At 68.5% G+C, this 19,737-nt stretch carries 17 protein-coding genes; 9 read left to right on the top strand and 8 right to left on the bottom strand.

All coding sequences use genetic code 11. The features are described 5' to 3' along the window. The first annotated feature begins 218 nt into the window (after positions 1–218). On the top strand, positions 219–1,196 hold the full coding sequence (locus EFY87_RS12025) for a phosphotransferase (RefSeq protein ID WP_123271713.1): 978 nt from the start codon (positions 219–221) through the stop codon (positions 1,194–1,196). Between the two features lie 147 nt (positions 1,197–1,343). Here the strand turns inward: EFY87_RS12025 and EFY87_RS12020 are convergent, their stop codons facing one another. Both EFY87_RS12020 and dapA read right to left on the bottom strand, forming a co-directional pair. After that, positions 1,344–3,029, bottom strand: coding sequence for a ribonuclease J (locus EFY87_RS12020; RefSeq protein WP_123271712.1), 1,686 nt, complete (start codon positions 3,027–3,029; stop codon positions 1,344–1,346). Positions 3,030–3,150: 121 nt separating this feature from the next. Further along, positions 3,151–4,038: a 4-hydroxy-tetrahydrodipicolinate synthase gene (gene dapA, locus EFY87_RS12015; RefSeq protein WP_123271711.1), complete on the bottom strand. Its 888-nt coding sequence runs from the start codon at positions 4,036–4,038 to the stop codon at positions 3,151–3,153. Positions 4,039–4,308: 270 nt separating this feature from the next. Between dapA and EFY87_RS12010 the strand changes: the two genes are divergently transcribed. Together EFY87_RS12010 and EFY87_RS12005 are read left to right on the top strand one after the other, a co-directional pair. After that, positions 4,309–5,121: a thymidylate synthase gene (locus EFY87_RS12010; protein ID WP_245988610.1), complete on the top strand. Its 813-nt coding sequence runs from the start codon at positions 4,309–4,311 to the stop codon at positions 5,119–5,121. Between the two features lie 10 nt (positions 5,122–5,131). Then, a complete protein-coding gene (locus tag EFY87_RS12005; RefSeq protein ID WP_123271709.1) occupies positions 5,132–6,073 on the top strand; it encodes a dihydrofolate reductase in 942 nt (313 codons plus the stop codon). Between the two features lie 162 nt (positions 6,074–6,235). On the opposite strand, the gene EFY87_RS12000 is transcribed toward EFY87_RS12005, so the two are convergent. Further along, positions 6,236–7,024, bottom strand: coding sequence for an FAD-binding oxidoreductase (locus EFY87_RS12000; RefSeq protein ID WP_158607614.1), 789 nt, complete (start codon positions 7,022–7,024; stop codon positions 6,236–6,238). An 87-nt stretch (positions 7,025–7,111) separates the two neighbouring features. Here EFY87_RS12000 and EFY87_RS11995 point away from each other — a divergent pair, with 87 nt between their 5' ends. Continuing rightward, positions 7,112–7,660: a GNAT family N-acetyltransferase gene (locus EFY87_RS11995; RefSeq protein WP_123271707.1), complete on the top strand. Its 549-nt coding sequence runs from the start codon at positions 7,112–7,114 to the stop codon at positions 7,658–7,660. Between the two features lie 51 nt (positions 7,661–7,711). Beyond that, entirely contained in the window at positions 7,712–8,500 is a 789-nt protein-coding gene (locus EFY87_RS11990; protein WP_245988607.1) for a tyrosine-protein phosphatase, read from the top strand. Between the two features lie 14 nt (positions 8,501–8,514). Here EFY87_RS11990 and EFY87_RS11985 read toward each other — a convergent pair whose 3' ends face one another. After that, positions 8,515–9,243, bottom strand: a complete 729-nt coding sequence (locus tag EFY87_RS11985) for a type 1 glutamine amidotransferase (RefSeq protein WP_158607613.1) — start codon at positions 9,241–9,243, stop codon at positions 8,515–8,517. A gap of 31 nt (positions 9,244–9,274) precedes the next feature. Continuing rightward, positions 9,275–10,024 (bottom strand): 4-hydroxy-tetrahydrodipicolinate reductase, encoded by a 750-nt coding sequence (dapB, locus tag EFY87_RS11980; protein WP_123271705.1) that lies wholly within the window; start codon positions 10,022–10,024, stop codon positions 9,275–9,277. 224 nt (positions 10,025–10,248) lie between these two features. Here dapB and EFY87_RS11975 point away from each other — a divergent pair, with 224 nt between their 5' ends. From EFY87_RS11975 to EFY87_RS11965, 3 genes are read left to right on the top strand one after another with little or no spacing between them, the layout of a single operon-like run. Further along, entirely contained in the window at positions 10,249–12,048 is a 1,800-nt protein-coding gene (locus tag EFY87_RS11975; RefSeq protein ID WP_123271704.1) for an MFS transporter, read from the top strand. Positions 12,049–12,055: 7 nt separating this feature from the next. Next, positions 12,056–13,060: a cytochrome c oxidase assembly protein gene (locus EFY87_RS11970; protein WP_123271703.1), complete on the top strand. Its 1,005-nt coding sequence runs from the start codon at positions 12,056–12,058 to the stop codon at positions 13,058–13,060. Beyond that, entirely contained in the window at positions 13,050–13,721 is a 672-nt protein-coding gene (locus tag EFY87_RS11965) for an HD domain-containing protein (RefSeq protein WP_158607612.1), read from the top strand. Before EFY87_RS11970 ends, EFY87_RS11965 begins: the two co-directional genes overlap by 11 nt. Positions 13,722–14,003: 282 nt before the next feature. On the opposite strand, the gene EFY87_RS11960 is transcribed toward EFY87_RS11965, so the two are convergent. Genes EFY87_RS11960 through EFY87_RS11950 form a run of 3 tightly spaced genes read right to left on the bottom strand, consistent with a single transcriptional unit; the run spans position 14,004 to position 18,240 of the window. Next, a complete protein-coding gene (locus EFY87_RS11960; RefSeq protein WP_123271701.1) occupies positions 14,004–15,380 on the bottom strand; it encodes an NAD(P)/FAD-dependent oxidoreductase in 1,377 nt (458 codons plus the stop codon). A 5-nt stretch (positions 15,381–15,385) separates the two neighbouring features. Next, the gene (locus tag EFY87_RS11955; protein WP_123271700.1) at positions 15,386–16,750 is read right to left on the bottom strand and encodes an aspartate aminotransferase family protein; all 1,365 of its coding nucleotides are present in this window, start codon (positions 16,748–16,750) and stop codon (positions 15,386–15,388) included. After that, positions 16,747–18,240: a CoA-acylating methylmalonate-semialdehyde dehydrogenase gene (locus tag EFY87_RS11950; RefSeq protein WP_123271699.1), complete on the bottom strand. Its 1,494-nt coding sequence runs from the start codon at positions 18,238–18,240 to the stop codon at positions 16,747–16,749. The genes EFY87_RS11955 and EFY87_RS11950 overlap by 4 nt, the downstream gene beginning before the upstream one ends. Before the next feature lie 59 nt (positions 18,241–18,299). Between EFY87_RS11950 and EFY87_RS11945 the strand changes: the two genes are divergently transcribed. Then, entirely contained in the window at positions 18,300–19,640 is a 1,341-nt protein-coding gene (locus EFY87_RS11945) for an aminotransferase class I/II-fold pyridoxal phosphate-dependent enzyme (RefSeq protein WP_123271698.1), read from the top strand. Positions 19,641–19,737: the final 97 nt, after the last annotated feature.

Genomic DNA, 19,737 nt, shown 5'->3' with positions numbered 1-19,737 from the left:
TCACTCGAAGGCCCCGGCTCACCATTCGGTGGGCCGGGGCCTTCGGCATACCAGCCCGCCTCATTCCGCCGAGCGTGGTACTTCTCCACCGAGCGGGGTAGAACCCGAGCCTGGGAAGGCCCGGATTTGTACCCCGCTCGACGCGGATCTACCCCGCTCGGCGAGAGAGACCGGAGGGCTCACTCGCCCTCAGTCCGGGGTGTGATGGACTGGCACGTATGCCGACCGACCGCACTCCCACCGTTGAAATGCTCTGGGAGGCGTGCGATCCCGACGAGACACTGTCGACGCGCTTCGGCTTTCGCGACGCCGCGGCAGCGGCCACCTGGGTGACTGCCACCGTCGAGCAGCACTGGGCGGTCCGAGTCGTCTCGTGCGACCACATCGTGATGAGTTTCCACAATGTGCTGGCCTGGCTGAGCACTCCGGACGGTCCCATGCTCGCCAAGTGGTCGATCGCGCAGGACGGCTTCGCGCGCCTGGCGAACGCCGGTGATCTCGTCGCCTGGCTCGACCGGCAAGGTCTTCCCGTCTCCGCGCCGATCGCCACGAACGACGGCCGGCATCAGGTCGACGTCGGCGGGCGCTCAATGTCCCTGCAGCACACGATCGACGGCGAACTGCTGGACGTCGACGATCCGCAGCAGGTGTATGCGGCGGGCGTGACCCTGGCCGCGCTGCACGCGGCGCTGGCGGCATTCCCGCAAGCCGAGCGGTTCGGCGGCGCCCGCGGCTGGGGACGGCAACCGCTCAGGACACAGGTATCCGCCTGGCTCGACTCTGCGTCGGAGCAGGCCCCGCTCGCTGCTCGGCGACGCCTGCGCGAGATGCTCGAGCGTTCTCCGGACCAAGTTCTGCCGACCCAGCTGATCCACGGCGACTACCGGGCGGCCAACATCCTCTGCGCGGACCGCGAGATTGTCGCCATACTCGATTTCGAGGACGCCGGGCACGGGCAGCGCGTTGCCGACCTAGCCCGCTCCGCGGTCCTGCTCGGCACCCGCTTCCGCGATTGGGGCCCGGTCAGTCCGCTGGTGCGAGAGGGGTTCCTCGACGGGTACCAGTCCGTGACCTCGCTCACCGATGCCGAGCATGCCTGGTGGGACCCGCTCGTGTTGTGGTTCTCGCTGACGATGATCCCGTCGGGAGATGACCCCACTGGGTGGGCGGACGCCGCGCTGCGCCAGCTCGGCTGATCGCAGGGCTAGCCGGACGCACCAAACCCACCGAGCGGGGTACTTATCTGCCGAGCGGGGTAGAACCCGAGCCCAGGAGCGTCCGTGCTTGTACCCCGCTCGGTGCAGATGTACCCCGCTCGGCGAAGAAACGGGAGCCGGGAACGCTCAGGCGTCGATGACGATCGGGATGATCATCGGCCGGCGCCGGAGCTTGCCGCCGACATAACCGCCGACGGCGCGACGGATGACCTGCTGCAACTGGTAGGTGTCGCTGATGCCCTTCGCGCGAGCCTCCTCCAGCGCCGCCTCCAGCTTGGGCCGCACCTTGTCGAAGACGTCGTCCTCCTCCGCGAATCCTCGCGTCTGGATCTCCGGGCCGGCCGCGATCTTCCCGGTGTCGGCGTCCCGCACCACGATGATCGTGACGAAGCCCTCGTCGCGCAGGATCCGGCGATCCTTGAGCATCGTCTCATCGGTGGTGCCGACGAGGGAGCCGTCGACATACACATAACCGCAGGGCACGGCGCCGACGATCCGAGCGCGCCCGTCGACCAGGTCAACGACGACGCCGTCCTCGGCGAGGATGACGCGCTCGGCCGGCACTCCCGTCGCCTCGGCGAGCTCGCCGTTGGCGACCAGGTGCCGCCATTCGCCGTGGATCGGCATCACATTGCGCGGCCGCACGATGTTGTAGACGTAGAGCAGTTCGCCGGCGCTGGCGTGCCCGGAGACGTGCACCAGCGCGTTCCCCTTGTGTATGACGCTGGCGCCGCGCCGCATCAGGCCGTTGATCACCCGGTAGACGGCATTCTCGTTGCCCGGGATGAGCGAGGACGCCATCAGCACGGTGTCACCCGGTCCGATGTCGATGGTGTTGTGATCGCCGTTCGCCATCCGGGACAGGGCCGCCATCGGCTCACCCTGCGAACCGGTCGAGACCAGCACGATCTGGTCGTCGGCGAACTTGTCGATCTTCTTCAGGTCGACCAGCACGCCGTCGGGCACGTGCAGATAGCCGAGGTCGGACGCGATGCCCATGTTGCGCAGCATCGACCGGCCGACGAACGCGACCTTGCGCCCATGCGCCTGCGCCGCGTCGAGCACCTGCTGCACGCGGTGCACGTGCGAGGAGAAGCACGCGACGATGATCCGGCGTTCGGCCTTGTCGAAGACCCGCTCGATGGCGGGGGTGATGTTGCGCTCCGGCGTCGTGAACCCGGGCACCTCAGCGTTGGTGGAGTCGGTCAGGAAGAGATCGACACCCTCCTCCCCCGCCTTCGCGAACGCGCGCAGGTCGGTGATGCGGCCGTCCAGCGGGAGCTGGTCCATCTTGAAGTCGCCGGTGATCAGCAGATTGCCACCACCCGTGCGGATGAAGACCGCGAGCGCGTCCGGGATGGAGTGATTGACCGCGAGGAAGTCGCAGTCGAAGACACCGAGCTTCTCGTTCCCGCCCTCCTTCACGGTCAGCGTGTATGGCGTGATCCGGTGTTCCTTCAGCTTGGCCTCGACGAGGGCGAGCGTCAGCGTCGACCCGATCAGCGGGATGTCCGGCTTCAGGCGCAGCAGGTAGGGCACGGCGCCGATGTGATCCTCATGCCCGTGGGTGAGCACGATCGCGTCGATGTCGTCGAGCCGGCCGGAGATGTATTCGAAGTCCGGCAGGATCAGGTCGACGCCGGGGTGGTCCTCGGGGAAGAGGACACCGCAGTCGACGACGAGCAGCCGGCCGGCATACTCCACGACCGTCATGTTGCGGCCGACCTCGCCGAGGCCGCCGAGCGGCACGACGCGCACGCCGCCCTTCGGCAAGGGGCCGGGCAACTCCAGTTCGGGGTGCGGGTGGCTCATGCACACCCCTCCTTCGCCCGACCCCACGAAGTTCTCCGCTCCTTCGTCGCTCCGATACTTCGCGGGGGTCCCGACAGGGTGCGCATTCGCCCTGAGTCTTCTGGTCGCTCGCTGCGCTCGCTCATGCCGTGATGTTCGATTCGTCGAGCGCGCGGCGCAGGATGTCGTGTTGCTCCGCAGTCGCGGGCAGCAGCGGCAGCCGGCAGAAGTCGGACTCGATGATGCCCAGCTGCTTCAGGGCGGCCTTGGCCATGATGGCTCCTTGGGTGATCGTCATGATGGCGTCCATCACCGGGATGAGACGCCGATGTATGGCGCGGGCGGTCGCCAGCTCCCCGGCATCCACCGCCTGGATCATCGCAGCGAACTGGTCGCCGGCGACGTGTCCGGTGACGGCGACGTGGCCGACCGCACCGATGGACAGCCACGGCAGGGCGAGCACGTCGTCGCCGGAGAACCACAGCAGGTCGGTCTGCGCCATGACCTTGCTGGAGGTGTAGAGATCGGCCTTGGCGTCCTTGACCGCCCTGACCTGGGGTATCTCCGCGAGCCGCAGCAGCGTATCGGGTGCGAGCGCGGTGCCGGTGCGTCCCGGGATGTCGTAGAGCATCACCGGCACGTCCGCCGCAGCGGCGATGGCCCGAACGTGCTCGATGATGCCGGCCTGCGGGGGCTTGTTGTAGTAGGGCGTGACGACGAGCGCGTTCGTGGCGCCGGCGGCGACCATCGCCTGTGCCGCAGCCATCGAGTGCGCGGTGTCGTTGGTGCCCACCCCCGCCATCACCGGGACCTTGTCCCCGACCGCTTCGACGACCGCGCGCACGACGGCAACGTTCTCCTCGTCCGTCGTGGTGGCGGACTCGCCGGTCGTGCCGTTGACCAGGATGCCGTCGTGACCGTGCCGGACGAGATGGTCCGCGAGCCGCTGTGCTCCATCCAGGTCGAGTGACCCGTCCTCGTGCATGGGAGTCACCATGGCCGTCAGCAGCCGTCCGAAGGGGTTCGTCATACGCCCCAGGCTAGTCGGCGGTGGCGCAGTGGTGGGGAGGCCTTCCGGGTGCCGCGAATCCGGTGGCTCGCGCGGAAATGAAAGATCGCGTCGTCACCCGCTCGGGGGTCCGGGTGACGACGCGATCAACGGTTACATCGGGTGGCCGGGGAAAGCGTTACATCTGTTAAATGTGATCTGGATCACATTTTGTAACGACCGTCCATGTTGTATGTCGCGACGCTCGTGCACCGGGCACCGCAGGCGCTCGCGCTGATAGCGTCTGGACCTGTGAAGCAGTACCTCGACCTGCTCGACCGGGTCATCTCCGACGGCACCCGCAAGGACGACCGCACCGGCACCGGCACGCTGTCGGTCTTCGGGCACCAGCTGCGCTTCGACCTGGCCGAGGGTTTCCCGGTGCTGACCACCAAGAAACTGCACCTGCGCTCGATCTTCGGCGAGTTGCTGTGGTTCCTGCGCGGCGACACCAACGTCGCCTGGTTGCACGAGCGCGGTATCTCGATCTGGGACGAGTGGGCCGACGTGAACGGCGACCTCGGACCCATTTACGGGCATCAATGGCGGTCCTGGCCGACCCCGGACGGGCGCACCGTCGATCAACTCGCCCAGGTCATCGAGGGCCTGCGCACCAACCCGGACTCCCGGCGGCACATCGTCTCGGCGTGGAACGTCGCCGACGTCGACCGGATGGCGCTGCCGCCGTGCCACACCATGTTCCAGTTCTACGTCGGCGCGCCTTCCGCGGACGGGCGACGGACCCTCTCGTGTCAGCTCTATCAGCGGTCGGCCGACGTCTTCCTCGGGGTGCCGTTCAACATCGCGTCCTATGCGCTGCTCACCGCCATGGTCGCGCAGGTGACCGACCTGGTGCCGGGCGACTTCGTGCACACCCTCGGTGACGCGCACCTCTATCTCAACCATCTCGATCAGGCGCGGCTGCAGTTGACGCGCGAACCAGGTCCGCTGCCGACCCTGCGGCTCAACCCGCAGGTCCGCGAGATCGACGGGTTCGAGCTGCCGGACATCGCGCTCGACGGGTATGTCGCGGCGCCCTCGATCAAAGCCCCGATCGCGGTATGAGCGCCGACGCATGACGATCACCTTCATCGCCGCGGTCGCGCGCAACGGCGTGGTCGGCCGCGACGGGCGTATGCCGTGGCGAATCCCGGGCGAGCAGAAGGGATTCAAGGCCGCCACCATGGGTCACCCGATGGTCATGGGCCGGCACACCTTCGAGTCGCACGGGCTGCTGCCGGGCCGCCGGCACATCGTGCTCACCCGCGATCTTTCGTGGTCGGCCGACGGCGTCGAGGTGGCCCACTCGGTCGACGAGGCGCTCCTCCTCGCCGACGACGAGGATTTCTTCGTCACCGGCGGCGCTCAGGTGTGGGAGCTTTTCGCGTCATACGCGGACCGGATGGTGCTCTCGGAGATCCCGCTCGATCCCGAGGGCGACACGGTCTTCCCGGGCTGGCCGTTCACTGATTCGCCGGTATGGCGTGAGGCGTCCCGCAAGCCACACGACGGCTGGACCGTTGTCACCTACGAACGGCGCAACCCGCGCACCCAGGTGGAGGTCGGACCCGGAGTCGCGGCGGCGTCGGCCACGCAGATCAAGGCCGGCGTGACGTGTGCGATCGGCGACGGCGAGCGGCTGCTGCTGACCCGGCGGCAGGACAACGGGCTATGGTGCCTGCCCGGCGGCGCCGCCGAGATCGGCGAGACCTGGTCGCAGAGTGCGGTCCGCGAGGCGCACGAGGAGACCGGGCTGGAGGTTGCCGTCGACTCGGTGCTGGCGGCATACAGCCGGCCGGACATCGTGATCGTCCACCCGGACGGTCGCCGGCGCACCCCGTTCGGCGTGTGCTTCCGGGCACACGTGGTCGGTGGCACCGCGGGCGTGTCCGACGAGGTGAGCGAGTCGCGCTGGTTCATGGCGCAGGAGGCGGCGCGGCTGCCGATCATCCCCGCGCACCGTCCGCTGGTGCGGGCGTTCTTCGAAACCGACTCCGGCGTCACGCTTTTCGACTGATGTGCCGAGTGACGCGTTCCGCACAACCGGCCCGCGCCACTGATCGAGAGGACCCCTCGTGCATTGACAGGACCCATAACGCGCCCGGATTTCGGGTCCTCTCAATGCATATGGGTCCTCTCAGTCAGGCAGGAGGGCGGAAGCGCGCCTTCACCCGCAGCGCTACTGGAAGAACTCCTCGTGGTGGATGCGCGCGGGGTCAATTCCGTGCGACGGGAGCGTGTCCCGGACGTTGTGCACCATGTCGATCGGACCGCACAGAAACCACTCGTCCACGTCAGCAATCGGCGCCGAGACCGCTTCGACGATGCGCTCGAGACGGTCGCCGTCGATCCGGCCGGCTCGCATCGGGTCGTCCACGGCCACGCGCGAGAAGACCTCGACGAGGTCGAAGCGATCGCCGTACAGCTGCGCAAGTTCCGCCAGTTCGGCGGCGAACATCGTGCTCGCGGGCGTGCGGTTGCCGAAGACCAGTGTCACCCGCGAGCCGGGCTCGTCCTCCAGCACCGAACGCACCACCGAGATCACCGGGGTGATGCCGGAGCCGGCGGCGACCGCGACGATGTGCCGCTTCTCCGCGGGGTTGGTGGGGCAGACGAAGTCGCCGAGAGGCGCCAGCACCTCGATCCGATCCCCCACTGCGACAACGTGATTGAGCCGGGTCGACATGGCGCCGCCCTCGACCTCGTTCGACGCGATCCGCAGCCGGCCGGTGGCGGCCGCTTGCGCCCGCGACATGCAGATCGAATAGGAGCGACGCACGTCGGCACCGTCCAGCTCGGCGCGCAGCGTCAGGTGCTGACCCGGCTGGAACGCGAAAATCTCGCGCAACTCGTCCGGTATGCCGAACGTCACCGCGACTGCGCGGTCGGTCAGCCGTTCCAGCCCGACGACCGGCAGCGGATGGAACTGCGGACGGCGGTGATGCACGGACGGTTTCAGCAGGCTCATATCCGATGCAAGCTTCGCACGATGCGGGCGCATTCCCGCACCCGGCCACCCCGGGCGGCCCCGGCGGCGGGATGGGAAACTGACCCCATGAGTGACACCGGGGTCCGCACCGCACGAGCAACCGACGTGCCGGCGGTTGCGCGCGTGCAGGCGCAGGTATGGCGCCGGGCGTATGGCGACCTGGTCGATCCGGCGGTGCGCGACGCCTTCACGCAAGCCGCGTTCGAGCCGGCCTGGCGCGAGTCGTTGCAGTCGCCGCCGACGCCGCGCCACCGGCTGCTGGTCGCGACCGAAGGCGAGACCGTCGTCGGATTCGCCGCGATCGGGCCGGCGACCGACGAGACCGACGCCACCGTGGGCGAGATCTACGCGCTCGGCGTCTCACCGGCGCATCGCGGGCACGGCAACGGCTCGCGGCTGCTCAATGCTGCCGTCGACACCTTGCAGGCGGGCGATTTCGCGACGGTCACCGCGTGGACACTGAACCAGGACGAGCCCACTCGCGCCTTCCTCACCTCGGCCGGTCTGCAACCGGACGGCGCCTGGCGAGACCGGGTCATCGCCGCCGACGGCCGGACCACCCGCGAGGTCCGGCTCACCGCCGCCGTGACCGACCGCACCGACACCGCGTCCTGAGAGCCCCTGCCTGCGCGTGGCCGGCGCCGGCCCACGGCATACCGTGGGTGCGTGACCACTCAGCCGACCTGGATCGAGCTCGACGGCGTCGTGAACATGCGCGACCTCGCGGGCCTGCCGACCACCGACGGCCGCACGGTGCAGCCCCACCGGCTGCTGCGGTCGGACAACCTGCAGGATCTGACGCCCCACGACATACAGGTCCTCGTGCAGGATCACGAGGTGACCGACATCGTCGACCTGCGCACCGACGTGGAACTGCGGATCACCGGCCCGGGTCCGCTGCGTCAGGTCGAGTCGATCACCCATCACCACCACTCACTCTTCCCGGATGACAAGGAGATCGACGCGCGCGACGCGCTCGTGCTGCCGTGGCACAAGTCCGCGGAGCCCGTGGAACCGGCGCGGCACGAGGACGCCCAGGCCGGCCACTACCTCGGCTACCTGGTGCGGCGCCCCGACTCGGTGGCGGCGGCGCTCGACGTCATCGCGACGAGTGCGGGCGCGACGGTCGTGCACTGTGCCGCCGGTAAGGACCGCACCGGCACCATCTCCGCGATGGCGCTGTCGGTCGCAGGGGTCCCCCGCGAGGAGATCGTCGCCGACTACGTCGCGAGCACCGAGCGAGCCGAGCGGATCGTGCGGCGGCTGATCGGTCTGCCGGGGTATGCCGACACGTTGCGCGACGTCCCCATCACTGCGCACCACTCGCGGCCGGAGACGATCACCCGCGTGCTGGACGCGATCGACGCCGACTATGGGTCGGTTGCCGGCTGGCTGCGATCGGTCGGCTGGACCGATCTGCAGTTGGACAGGCTGCGCGCGAAACTCGTTGACTGAAGGGGTGTTCGCGCTCAGCGCGGCTCCGAGCGAGCCTGGGCGACGGCGACGAATCGCTCGAAGAACGCGCGCCAGGTCCGTTCCAGCTCGTCGTCGTGGTCGCGGGCGGTCTGCTTCACCTCGGCCGGGTCCAGGCCGAGCCGGCGCAGGTAGTCCTCGTCCCAGCCGGCCACCCGCTCGGCGCTGCACTCCGGGTGCCACTGCGTCGCCCAGGCCACGTCACCGAGCCTGAACGACTGGTTGCGGCAGTGCATGCTGGACATCAGCAGCGGTGCACCCTCGGGCAGGCGCGTGATCTGGTCGCGGTGGCTCTCGATGCCCACAACCGGCGCCGAAAACGCAGCGAACAGGGGGTCATTCGCCCCCGCGGGCTGCGGCGTCAGGGTGGTGACACCCTTCTCGGGCGTGCCGTAGTCGGGCTCCACCCGGCCACCGCCGACGTGCGCGAGCAACTGCGCGCCGAGGCAGATCCCGAGCATCGGCACCCCTGCGTCCAGGCAGTCCAGTGCGAGGGCGCGCTCCGCCGCAAGCCACGGCCTCCCGTCATCGGCGTCGGGCAGGAATCCGCCGCCGAGCATGATGAGTGCGTCGAGTTCGGTTGCGGATGAAGGGATCTCGTCACCGTCATCGGCCTTGCGCAGGTCGACGGTCACCCCGGCGAGTTCGGCCCACGCCAGCAGCCGGCCGGGCCCACTGTCCACTTCGTTGCGAATGATGGTGAGCGTCAGCGGTTTCGTAGCCACCGGACCAGCCAAGCACACCCAGCGGGCACTGTCATACGAGGCCGAGGAAGTGCTCCAGACCGACGGTCAGCCCCGCATGCTCCGGCACCGCGCGGACGCCGGCGAGCACACCCGGCATGAAGCTGACCCGGTCGAAGGAGTCGTGCCGGATCGTCAGCGCCTCTCCCTCGCCGCCGAACGACACCTCCTGGTGCGCGACGCGGCCGCGGAGCCGTTGGGCGTGCACCCGGATGCCGTCGACGTCGGCGCCGCGGGCACCGCGCGGGTCGCTGGTCGTGGCATCGGGCACCGCCCCCAGGCCGGCGTCGAGGCGGGCCCGGGCAATGAGCTCGGCGGTGCGCGCCGCCGTGCCGGAGGGCGCATCGACTTTGCCGGGGTGGTGGGTTTCGACGATCTCGACCGACTCGTAGAAGCGCGCCGCCTGCTGGGCGAACGACATCATCAGCAGCGCTCCGACCGCGAAGTTCGGTGCGATCAGCACCCCCACCGCGGGGTGAGCGGCCAGCAGCGACTCCACTGCGGCAAGCCGTTCGGTCGTCCAGCCGGTCGTCCCGACGACCGCATGGACCCCGTGCTGGATGCAGTGCCGGACGTTGCCCGGCGACGCGTCCGGCACGGTGAAGTCGACCGCGACCTGGGCGCCGCCCAGGTCACCGAGCTCGTCGCCCGCGTCATACCGGCCGGTGAGCACGAGGTCGCTCGCGCCCTCCACCGCGGCGCACGTGGTGCTGCCCATCCGCCCGGAGGCGCCGATCACCGCAACCCGCAGAGAAGTCGTCACCCGGCCAAGGTTAGACGAGGCGCCACGCAGCACGCGCCATACGCAAGCCTCGACCGTCGAGGGTTACGGCACTCCGACAGCGGACTCCCGCCCCTCGCCCAGGAGTCCGCCCGCCTGGCGTCTTCATGGCCGTACTATATTATTCGTTACCTAAGTTAATGATCTGGTATGCCGCCTGACGACCGTCCCGACATACCCGTAGCCCGAAGGCGCACGAACCGACGATGACCGAAGCACCCCAGCCCGAACTGAAGACCCGCAGGCCACGCGGCAAACGCCGCCGCTACGAAGCGGACCACCCCCGCTACAAGTGGGTTGCGCTGTCCAACACGACGCTCGGCGTGCTCATGGCCACGATCAACTCCTCAATCGTCATCATCTCGCTGCCGGCGATCTTCCGTGGCATCCACCTGAACCCGCTCGGTGCCGGCAACATCAGCTACCTGTTGTGGACGCTGATGGGCTACCTGGTCGTCTCCGCGGTGCTCGTCGTGGCACTCGGACGCCTCGGGGACATGTTCGGCCGGGTCAAGATCTACAACCTGGGCTTCGTCGTCTTCACGGTCGGCTCGATCCTGCTGTCGCTCGATCCCGCCACAGGGGGCAACGGCGCGTTGTGGATCATCGTAATGCGCATCATCCAGGGCATCGGTGGCGCCATGCTGATGGCCAACTCGGCGGCGATCCTGACCGACGCCTTCCCGAGCACTCAGCGCGGTATGGCGCTCGGCATCAACATGGTGTCCGCAATCGGCGGGTCGTTCATCGGGCTGATCCTCGGTGGCGTGCTTTCCCAGTGGCACTGGCGCGCGGTCTTCTGGGTGAGCGTGCCGATCGGGCTGGCCGGAACGGTGTGGGCTTATAAGTCATTGCACGAGCTCGGCACGAAACGGGGCGGGCGCCTCGATATACCTGGCAACATCACCTTCGCGGTCGGCGTGACCGCACTGCTCGTCGCGATCACCTACGGCATCCAGCCGTACGGCGGGCACTCGATGGGCTGGACCAACCCGTGGGTGCTGGCCGGTCTCATCGGCGGCGTGCTGGTGCTGGCGGCCTTCTGCGTCATTGAGACCAAGGTGCCGGACCCGATGTTCTCGATGAAGCTGTTCAAGATCAAGGCGTTCAGCGCCGGCAACTTCGCCGGCTTGCTGGCCTCCATCGGCCGTGGCGGCATGCAGTTCATGCTGATCATCTGGCTGCAGGGCATCTGGCTCCCGCTGCACGGGTATAGGTACGAGGACACCCCACTGTGGGCGGGCATCTTCTTGCTGCCGCTGACGATCGGCTTCCTGATTGCCGGGCCTGTGTCGGGATTCCTCTCCGACCGGTTCGGAGCACGCGCCTTCGCGAGCGGCGGATTGCTGCTGACCGCAGCGACTTTCGTGGGGCTGATGCTGATCCCAGTCAACTTCCACTACTGGATGTTCGCCGTGCTGCTGTTCATCAACGGCATCGGTTCGGGCATGTTCTCCGCTCCCAACACCACGGCGATCATGAACTCCGTCCCCGCAGACCAGCGCGGCGCGGCGTCCGGGATGCGCGCGACGTTCTTCAACTCCGGCACGTCCCTGTCCATCGGCATCTTCTTCTCGCTGATGATCGCCGGCCTGGCCAGGAACCTCCCGGACGCGATGCGCACGGGCCTGATGGGTCAGCATGTGCCCGCCGCGGTCGCGGACCAAATCGCCGGGCTGCCTCCGGTCGGGTCGATGTTCGCCGCGTTCCTCGGCTTCAACCCGATCGAGAGCCTGCTCGGCCCGACCGGCGTGCTCGCCAAGATCCCGGCCGGCAACGCACAGACCCTGACCGGCAAGGAGTTCTTCCCGCACCTGCTGTCCGGGCCGTTCCACGACGGTCTGGTCGTCGTGTTCACTGCCGCAGCGATCATGATGATCGTCGCCGCGATCGCCAGCCTGATGCGGGGCAGCCGGTACGTGCACGAGGAGTCCCACGAGATCCTGCCGCCGAACGGAGAGGACGAGGTCCTGCCCACGGTCGACGTCGCCGGGTCTCGGGGATAATTCTCGAGTGACCGACCTCGCGCCCGGACCGCTCAGCTCCTGGACTTGGCTCACCTCATGGCGCTTCGACGCCGTGGGGGTCGTGCTCAGCGTGCTGCTGCTGGTCCCCTACGTCTGGCTGCTGGTGGCCGCGTGGCGACGCGGCGTGCAGTGGCCGTGGTGGCGGATCGCTTCGTACGTCGTCCTCGGAGTCGGCACGCTGCTCTACGTCACCTGCGGCGTCGTCGGTGTCTACCGGCAGACGTTCTTGTGGATGTTCGCGGCGCAGGTGGCGATCATCGGCACCGTAACTCCGATGGGTCTGGCTGTTGGTGATCCGTTGCGCCTGCTCGCAGCCGCCACGGGATCCACCGACACCGTCCTGCATCGCGTCGTCCGCTCCCGGATCGTGCGGCTACTCATCTTCCCCGCGGTGAGTTCCGTGCTCGACATCGGCGGGATCCTGGCGGTTTTCTTCACCGGATATGGTCAGCGGGCAATTGAGTCTGAACTCGTCGGCACGCTGTTGATCCTGCAGCTGCTGATCGTCGGATTGATCTTCGTACTGCCGACGCTGGCGGAAGACCTGCTGCCCGGATGGGCGACACCAGCCGTCCGGACGTTCCTGGCGTTCTTCGACGGCATCGCCGACGCCGTGCCCGGCATCCTGGTGATGGTCGCGAATACGACTCTCTTCCCACATTTCCCGGGATTCTCAGCCGCCGCCGATCCCCTCCGTAGCGGCCTGAGCCACTACATGGACCAGAAGTACGCGGGCGGCGCGCTGCTCGCGGTGGCCGAGGGGATCGGCGTACCGATGCTGGCGGCCGTCTTCGTCGAATGGCTGCACAGCGACGCCGCGGAGGCTCGCGCCACAGACGCCGAGCTGGACCGGGCAGAGGCAGCACGCACACCCGCCGCGACGACCGCACCCGAAGGATGCCATGCCGACCAGCCGGAGACCGTGGCTGACCAGCCGTGGTGGCTCACCGACCCACGGCTCGCGGACCGCTACGGCAAGCGTGACGACTGAGCTGACGACCGACGACGCGCTCCTCGCCTCCTGGGTGGGGGACGTTGCCGCGCTCGCGCCTCGGGGTGATCCGGATTCCGCCCGATCCTCGGGGGTCGAACTGCTCGCCCGCTGGGACGAGCCGCCCCGGCGCTACCACACCCGTCAGCACCTGATCGAGATGCTGGCGGCGACCGACACGCTCGCCGCCAGCATCGGCCTGGGGCCGCGGGAGCGGCGCATCGCACGGGTGGCCGCCTGGCTGCACGACGCGGTGTATGACGTGCGCACCGACCCTGGCGACAGCGAACGCGCGAGCGCGCAGCTCGCCCGAAACCTGTTGATCTCCCTGGGTGTCGGTGCAGCCGAGGTGGAGTTGGTGGAGCAGTTGATCCTGCTGACGATCGACCACGGCACGCAGCTGTCCGGCGACGTTGCGGCTGTCTTCAGCGACGCCGACCTGGCGATCCTGGCCGCTCCGCACGAGCGCTTCGACGAATACTGCGCGCAGGTGCGGGCGGAGTATGCGCACGTGCCGGCCGCGTCATACGCCGAAGCGCGCAGCGCAATCCTGCGCGACCTCGTGGAACGTCCGGAGGTCTATCGCACGGCGTACGCGCGCGCTGCCTGGACGGTCGCCGCGCGTAGCAATGTCGCCGGGGAGATCTCGCGCCTGGTGTGAACCCGTGCGTTCAGCTACCTGCCTTCGCCCGTTCGCCAATGCCCGACGTATGACGCCCGGCTGGCACTGCTGCAGCGCGCGCTCCCTACCGGGATCCGATCCTGCCCATCGACACCGTGGTTCCATCACGCTCGGCGAGCCCGTATCGAGGCGCAACCCACCGCTGACGGTCGAAATCACCGGTGACGCCGCTGCTGCACCGTCACCGGCCGTTTCAACCGTCAACCGTCGCGGCGCGCCACCTGGGTGGCCTCGATACCCTCCCCCCGCTGCTCGACCACCCTACGAGTCGAAGCCCAGTCCGAGCCGGTCCAGGCTGCGCAGCCACAGGTTGCGCTTGCCGGCGTTCTCATCGGCGCGGGCGAGCGACCAGCGGGTGGTCTGAATCCCGATGGATGCCAACGGTTCCGGTGGGAACGGCAGTGGCTTGGTCTGCACCAGCGGAGTGCGGGTGCGTTCGGTGTCGCGACCATCGAGCAGGTCGAGCATCACCTGCGCGCCGAAGCGCGTCGCGCCGAGGCCGAGACCGGTGTAGCCGAGCGCATATGCCACGCGGTGGTCGTATGCCGAGCCGAAGAACGCACAGAAGCGGGTGCAGGTGTCGATCGCGCCGCCCCAGCGATGACTGAAGCCGATGCCCGCCAGCTGAGGGAACGTCGCGTCGAAGTGTTCGGCGAGCTTGCGGAAGGTCTCCGGGCGGTCGTCGTGGGCGGCGTCGAGTTGCCGGCCGTAGTGATAGACCGCGTCATACCCACCCCACAGGATGCGGTTGTCCGCGCTCAGCCGGTAGTAGTGGAACTGGTTGGCGCTGTCGCCGAAGCCCTGCCGGTGCTGCCAGCCGATGGACGCCAGCTGCTCGTCGGTGAGCGGCTCGGTCATCAGCACGTGGTCGTAGACCGGCACGCAGAAGAGCCGCAGCCGGCGCAGCAGGGACGGAAAGATGTTGGTGCCCAACGCAACCCGCTGCGCGTGCACCACCCCATGGTCGGTGCGCAACTCGATCTCGTGGTCGTGGCGGCGCAGTTCGCGCACCGGGGTGTGCTCGACGATGCGCACACCGAGGCGCTCGGCCACTGCCGCCAGACCCCAGGCCAGCTTCGCCGGGTCCACCAGCGCGACCCCGCGCCGATCCCAGACCCCGCCGAGGAAGGTCGGCGAGTCGAGCTCGGCCCGCACCGCCTGCCGGTCCAGCAGCACACTGCCGGGCTCGGTCACCTCCTCCACGAGCTGGTAGGACTCCGTGGCGACGTCGATCTCACCGGTGCGCTCGAAGTCGCAGTCGATGCCGTAACGCCGCACGGTCTCCTCGATCTGGTCGAGGTTCGCCATACCGAGCCGGTCCAGCTCGTCCTGGGCGGCCGCACCGAAGCGGCTCAGGCCGTTGTCCCTGCCGTGGGTGAGACTGGCTGCGCAGAAACCACCGTTGCGGCCGGACGCCGCCCAGGCGATGCGACCGCCTTCGAGCAGCAACACCTCCCGATCCGGGTCAGCTTCCTTGGCGAGCACCGCAGCCCACAGACCGCTGAATCCGCCTCCGACAACTGCAAGTTCGGTCGACGTGTCGCCGTCGAGGGCGGCACGCGCCGCCGGCCGGGCAGGGGTGTCCAGCCAGAACGACTCGCGGCGCGCGGTGGAGATCCGCGCGTCGATGGTGTCCATCGTGATCAGCCTTCGGTGTGCTCGTCTGCCACGTCGAGGGCGGCATCGATGATGTCGAGGCCGGTGCTCAGTTCGTCCTCGCTGATGGTCAGCGGCGGCACGACGTGGGTGCGGTTCATGTTGACAAACGGCCACAGTCCGGACTGCTTGCACGCAGCAGCGAACGCACCCATCGGTGCAGCGGCAGCACCGGAGGCGTTGAACGGCACCAGCGGCTCGCGGGTCTCCTTGTTCTTCACCAGCTCGATCGCCCAGAACATGCCGAGGCCGCGCACATCGCCGACGCTCGCGTGCTTGTCCTTCAGCTCCTGCAGCCGTGGCTCGACGACGGTCTCACCCAGCTTGCGCGTGCGCTCCAGGATGTTCTCGTCCTCGAACGCGTGGATGGACGCGACGGCAGCCGCGCACGCGAGCGGGTGACCGGAGTAGGTCAGGCCGCCCGGGTAGGAGCGTTCGGCGAACCGCTCCGTGGTGCGGGGTCCCATGATGACGCCGCCGAGCGGGACGTAGCCGGAGTTGATCCCCTTCGCGAAAGTGATCAGGTCGGGGGTGACACCCCAATGGTCGATCGCGAACCATTCGCCGCACCGCCCGAAGCCCGCCATCACCTCATCGGCGATCAGCAAGATGCCGTATTCGTCGCACAATTCGCGCACACCCTGCACGTAGCCCGGCGGTGGCACGAGGATGCCGTTGGTGCCGACGACCGACTCCTGGATGATCGCCGCGATCGTCTGCGGACCCTGCAACTGCACGACGTCGCGCAGGTGCTGCAGAGCGCGCTCGGACTCCTGCTCCGGGGAGTCGGCGTGGAATGCCGAGCGGTAGGGATAGGGACCGAAGAAGTGCGCGACGGCCTGTCCGGTGGATTCGTTCTCCCAGCGGCGCGGGTCGCCGGTCAGCGCGATCGCCCCACCGCTCGCCCCGTGATAGCTGCGGTATGCCGAGAGCACCACCGGGCGCCCGGTCTGCAGCCGGGCCATGCGGATCGCGTGCTCGTTGGCCTCCGCTCCACCATTGGTGAAGAACACGCGGTCGAGGTCGCCCGGCGAGCGTTCGGCGATCAGCCGGGCCGCCTCGCCGCGCACATCGCTGCCCATCGCCGGCGCGATCGTCGCCAGGCGCGCAGCCTGCTCCTGGATGGCGGCCACCAGCTTCGGGTGCCCGTGGCCCAGGTTGAGGTTGACCAGCTGCGAGGCGAAGTCAAGGTAGCGGTTGCCGTCGTAATCCCAGAAGTACGAACCCGATCCACCCGCGACGGGCAGTGAGTCGACGTGCGCCTGCGCACTCCAGGAGTGGAAGACATGGTCGCGGTCATCGGCCCGGACCTGCTCTGCGGCGGCCGGGTCCGGTGTCATTGCGGTGCTCATTTCTTGTCCGCGTTCGTCGGGAAGCCGAGGTCGACGCTCGAGCTGCCCGGGTCGGGCCAGCGGCTCGTCACGACCTTGCGCCGCGTGTAGAAGTTGATGCCCTCGGGACCGTACATGTGGGTGTCGCCGAAGAGCGAGGCCTTCCAGCCACCGAAGGAGTAGTAGCCGACCGGCACCGGGATCGGCACGTTGACGCCGACCATGCCGACCTCGACCTCGAACTGGAAGCGCCGTGCCGCTCCGCCGTCGCGCGTGAAGATGGCCGTGCCGTTGGCGAACTTGTGGCTGTTGATCAGCGCCATACCTTCGTCGAAGGTGTCGACCCGCACCACGGCGAGCACCGGGCCGAAGATCTCGTCGGTGTAGGCGATGTTGTCCGGCTGCACGTTGTCCAGCAGCGTGACGCCGAGGAAGAATCCCTCATCCGTGCGTCCTTCGCGACCATCGACGACAACGGTGGCACCGTCCTTCTCGCCCCGGTCGATGTAGTCGACGACCTTGTCGCGGTGCGCAGCACTCACCAACGGGCCCATTTCCGAGGTGGATTCATTGCCCGGGCCGATCTTGAGGTCGGGCAGCCGACGGCCGATCGCCTCGACCAGCGGGTCGGCGACAGAGCCGACCGCCACGACTACCGAGATCGCCATACAACGTTCGCCGGCCGAGCCGTATGCCGCCGACACAGCCGCGTCGGCCGCGACGTCGAGGTCGGCGTCCGGGAGCACCATCATGTGGTTCTTGGCGCCGCCGAGCGCCTGCACGCGCTTGCCCGCCTTCGTGCCGGTCTCGTAGATGTACTGCGCGATCGGGGTGGATCCGACGAAGCTGATCGCGTCGACTCGGGGGTCGGTGAGCAGTCCGTCGACCGCGACCTTGTCCCCCTGCAGCACGGTGAAGACGCCGTCCGGCAGGCCGGCTTCCTTCCAGAGCTGCGCGAGCAGCAACGACGCCGACGGGTCCTTCTCGCTCGGCTTGAGGATGAACGCGTTGCCGCACGCGATCGCGTTGGCGCACATCCACAGCGGCACCATCATCGGGAAGTTGAACGGCGTGATGCCCGCCACGACCCCGACCGGCTGCCGGATGGAATAGACGTCGACGCCCGTCGACGCCTGCTCGCTGAAGTCGCCCTTGAGCAGATTGCTGACGCCACACGCGAAGTCGACGTTCTCCAAGCCACGCGCAAGCTCGCCCGCAGCGTCGGAGAGCACCTTGCCGTGCTCGGCGGTGATCAGCGCGGCGAAGTCGTCGGTGTGCTGGTGCACCAGCTCCCGGAAGGCGAAGAGCACGCTGGTGCGGGCCGCGAGCGACGACGCGCGCCACGTGGCTGCCGCGGCGGACGCGGAGGTCACCGCGGCGTCGACATCTGCGGGGGTGGCAAGCAGCAGACCGCCGGTCTGCTCACCCGTCGCCGGGTTGTACACGGGCGAGGTCTGCGTCGACTCCCCGGCGGTGCGCCGGCCGTCGATCCAGTGCGGGATCTGTTCCATGCAGCCAGATTACGTGACATGACTTGCCCACACAATAGGTATTATGTAATGTCACAAAAATGATCCAGCTGATCGCCGCCCAGCTCAGCGAGCCGACGTCGCGTGGGCTCGCTGATGCAGTGGGTCGCGCGGTCGCCGCCGGATCACTCACTGCCGGAACGAAATTGCCGCCTATCCGGCAGGTCGCCGACCAGCTCGCACTGTCCCCCACCACCGTCAGCTCGGCCTGGGCAGCGTTGCGCCGGGCAGGAACCATCCGGACCGACGGGCGGCGCGGGTCGTTCATCGCCGAGCCGCGTGGCGGTCTGGCCGGACGCCGCTACCAGCATGCGATCGGCAGTCCGGTGCAATTCGCCCTCGACCTGTCGACCGGAGTGCCCGACCCGCACCTGCTGCCGTCGCTGGCCGCAGGAGTGCGGGCCATGGGCGAGGCACCCGCACCGCACAGCTACCTCGACGACCCGGTCGTGCCCGAGCTCGCCGACTGCATTCGCTCCACCTGGTCCTACTCCCCCGAGCGGCTCACGATCGTCGACGGGGCGACCGATGGGCTTGAGTCGATCCTGCGGTTGCTGGGCAGTTACGGCGCACGGGTCGCCGTGGAGAACCCGGCGTTCCCGCCATTCCTGGACCTGCTCGACCAGGGTGGAATGCAGCCGATACCAGTCGGTTTCGATACGCACGGGCCGTTGCCAGGACAGCTCGCGACAGCAGTGGACGCGGGTGCGTCGATCTTCATCTACCAGCCGCGCGGGCAGAACCCGACGGGTGTCTCCCTCACTGCCGCTCGCGCCGCCGAGTTGGCATACGTCCTCTCCGGCACTGCGGTCACCGTCATCGAGGACGACTCGCTCGACGGCATCGCGGCCGGCGCGGCCATCAGCCTCGGCACGCACCTTCCCGGCCAGGTGCTGCATCTGCGCAGCTTCTCCAAGGCGTACGGGCCCGACCTGCGGATCGCGGCGGTCGGCGGACCGGCACGGTGGATCGTCGCGCTCGAACGCCAACGGCAACTCGGCCAGGGCTGGACCAGCCGGCTGCTGCAGCGGCTGCTGCTCGGCCTGCTGACCTCGCCCACGAGCCAGCACGAGGTCGCGGCAGCACGCGACACGTATGCCGAGCGACGCCGGCACCTCGTCGAGTCGCTCCGATCCGCCGGAGTAGCGGTCGGCGGGGATGACGGCATCAATCTCTGGGTGCCGGTGCTCGACGAGGTCGCTGCGCTGCAGAGTCTGGCAGCCGGCGGCATCGGTGCGGCCCCGGGCTCACCGTTCCAGCTGGACGCCCCGGCAGCTCCGCAGCACATCCGGGTGACCGTCGGCCTCGTCTCCGAACGACGCGAGGACGTGGCGCGCGCGCTGGTCGCGGCCGCAACCGCAGGAGGACTGATAAGCCGGTGACGCAAACACCGGCACGTCGAGCATCCGGCCGTCATACCGACGGCGAAGGTCCTGAGGCTTATTCTGCGTTGACGTTGCGGTCGCAAGCTCCCTGCAA

Source organism: Flexivirga caeni, from assembly GCF_003724155.1.
GTDB lineage: Bacteria > Actinomycetota > Actinomycetes > Actinomycetales > Dermatophilaceae > Flexivirga > Flexivirga caeni.
Note: the sequence above shows the minus strand (reverse complement) of the source record. Positions and strands in the feature narration are given on the sequence as shown.

Coding starts and splice junctions, on each gene's coding strand:
- dapA (WP_123271711.1), bottom strand. CDS start 4,038: ATGACGAACCCCTTCGGACGGCTGCTGACGGCCATGGTGACTCCCATG.
- EFY87_RS11955 (WP_123271700.1), bottom strand. CDS start 16,750: ATGAGCACCGCAATGACACCGGACCCGGCCGCCGCAGAGCAGGTCCGG.
- EFY87_RS12005 (WP_123271709.1), top strand. CDS start 5,132: ATGACGATCACCTTCATCGCCGCGGTCGCGCGCAACGGCGTGGTCGGC.
- EFY87_RS12020 (WP_123271712.1), bottom strand. CDS start 3,029: ATGAGCCACCCGCACCCCGAACTGGAGTTGCCCGGCCCCTTGCCGAAG.
- EFY87_RS11945 (WP_123271698.1), top strand. CDS start 18,300: ATGATCCAGCTGATCGCCGCCCAGCTCAGCGAGCCGACGTCGCGTGGG.
- EFY87_RS11950 (WP_123271699.1), bottom strand. CDS start 18,240: ATGGAACAGATCCCGCACTGGATCGACGGCCGGCGCACCGCCGGGGAG.
- EFY87_RS11960 (WP_123271701.1), bottom strand. CDS start 15,380: ATGGACACCATCGACGCGCGGATCTCCACCGCGCGCCGCGAGTCGTTC.
- EFY87_RS11975 (WP_123271704.1), top strand. CDS start 10,249: ATGACCGAAGCACCCCAGCCCGAACTGAAGACCCGCAGGCCACGCGGC.
- EFY87_RS12000 (WP_158607614.1), bottom strand. CDS start 7,024: ATGAGCCTGCTGAAACCGTCCGTGCATCACCGCCGTCCGCAGTTCCAT.
- EFY87_RS12025 (WP_123271713.1), top strand. CDS start 219: ATGCCGACCGACCGCACTCCCACCGTTGAAATGCTCTGGGAGGCGTGC.
- EFY87_RS11995 (WP_123271707.1), top strand. CDS start 7,112: ATGAGTGACACCGGGGTCCGCACCGCACGAGCAACCGACGTGCCGGCG.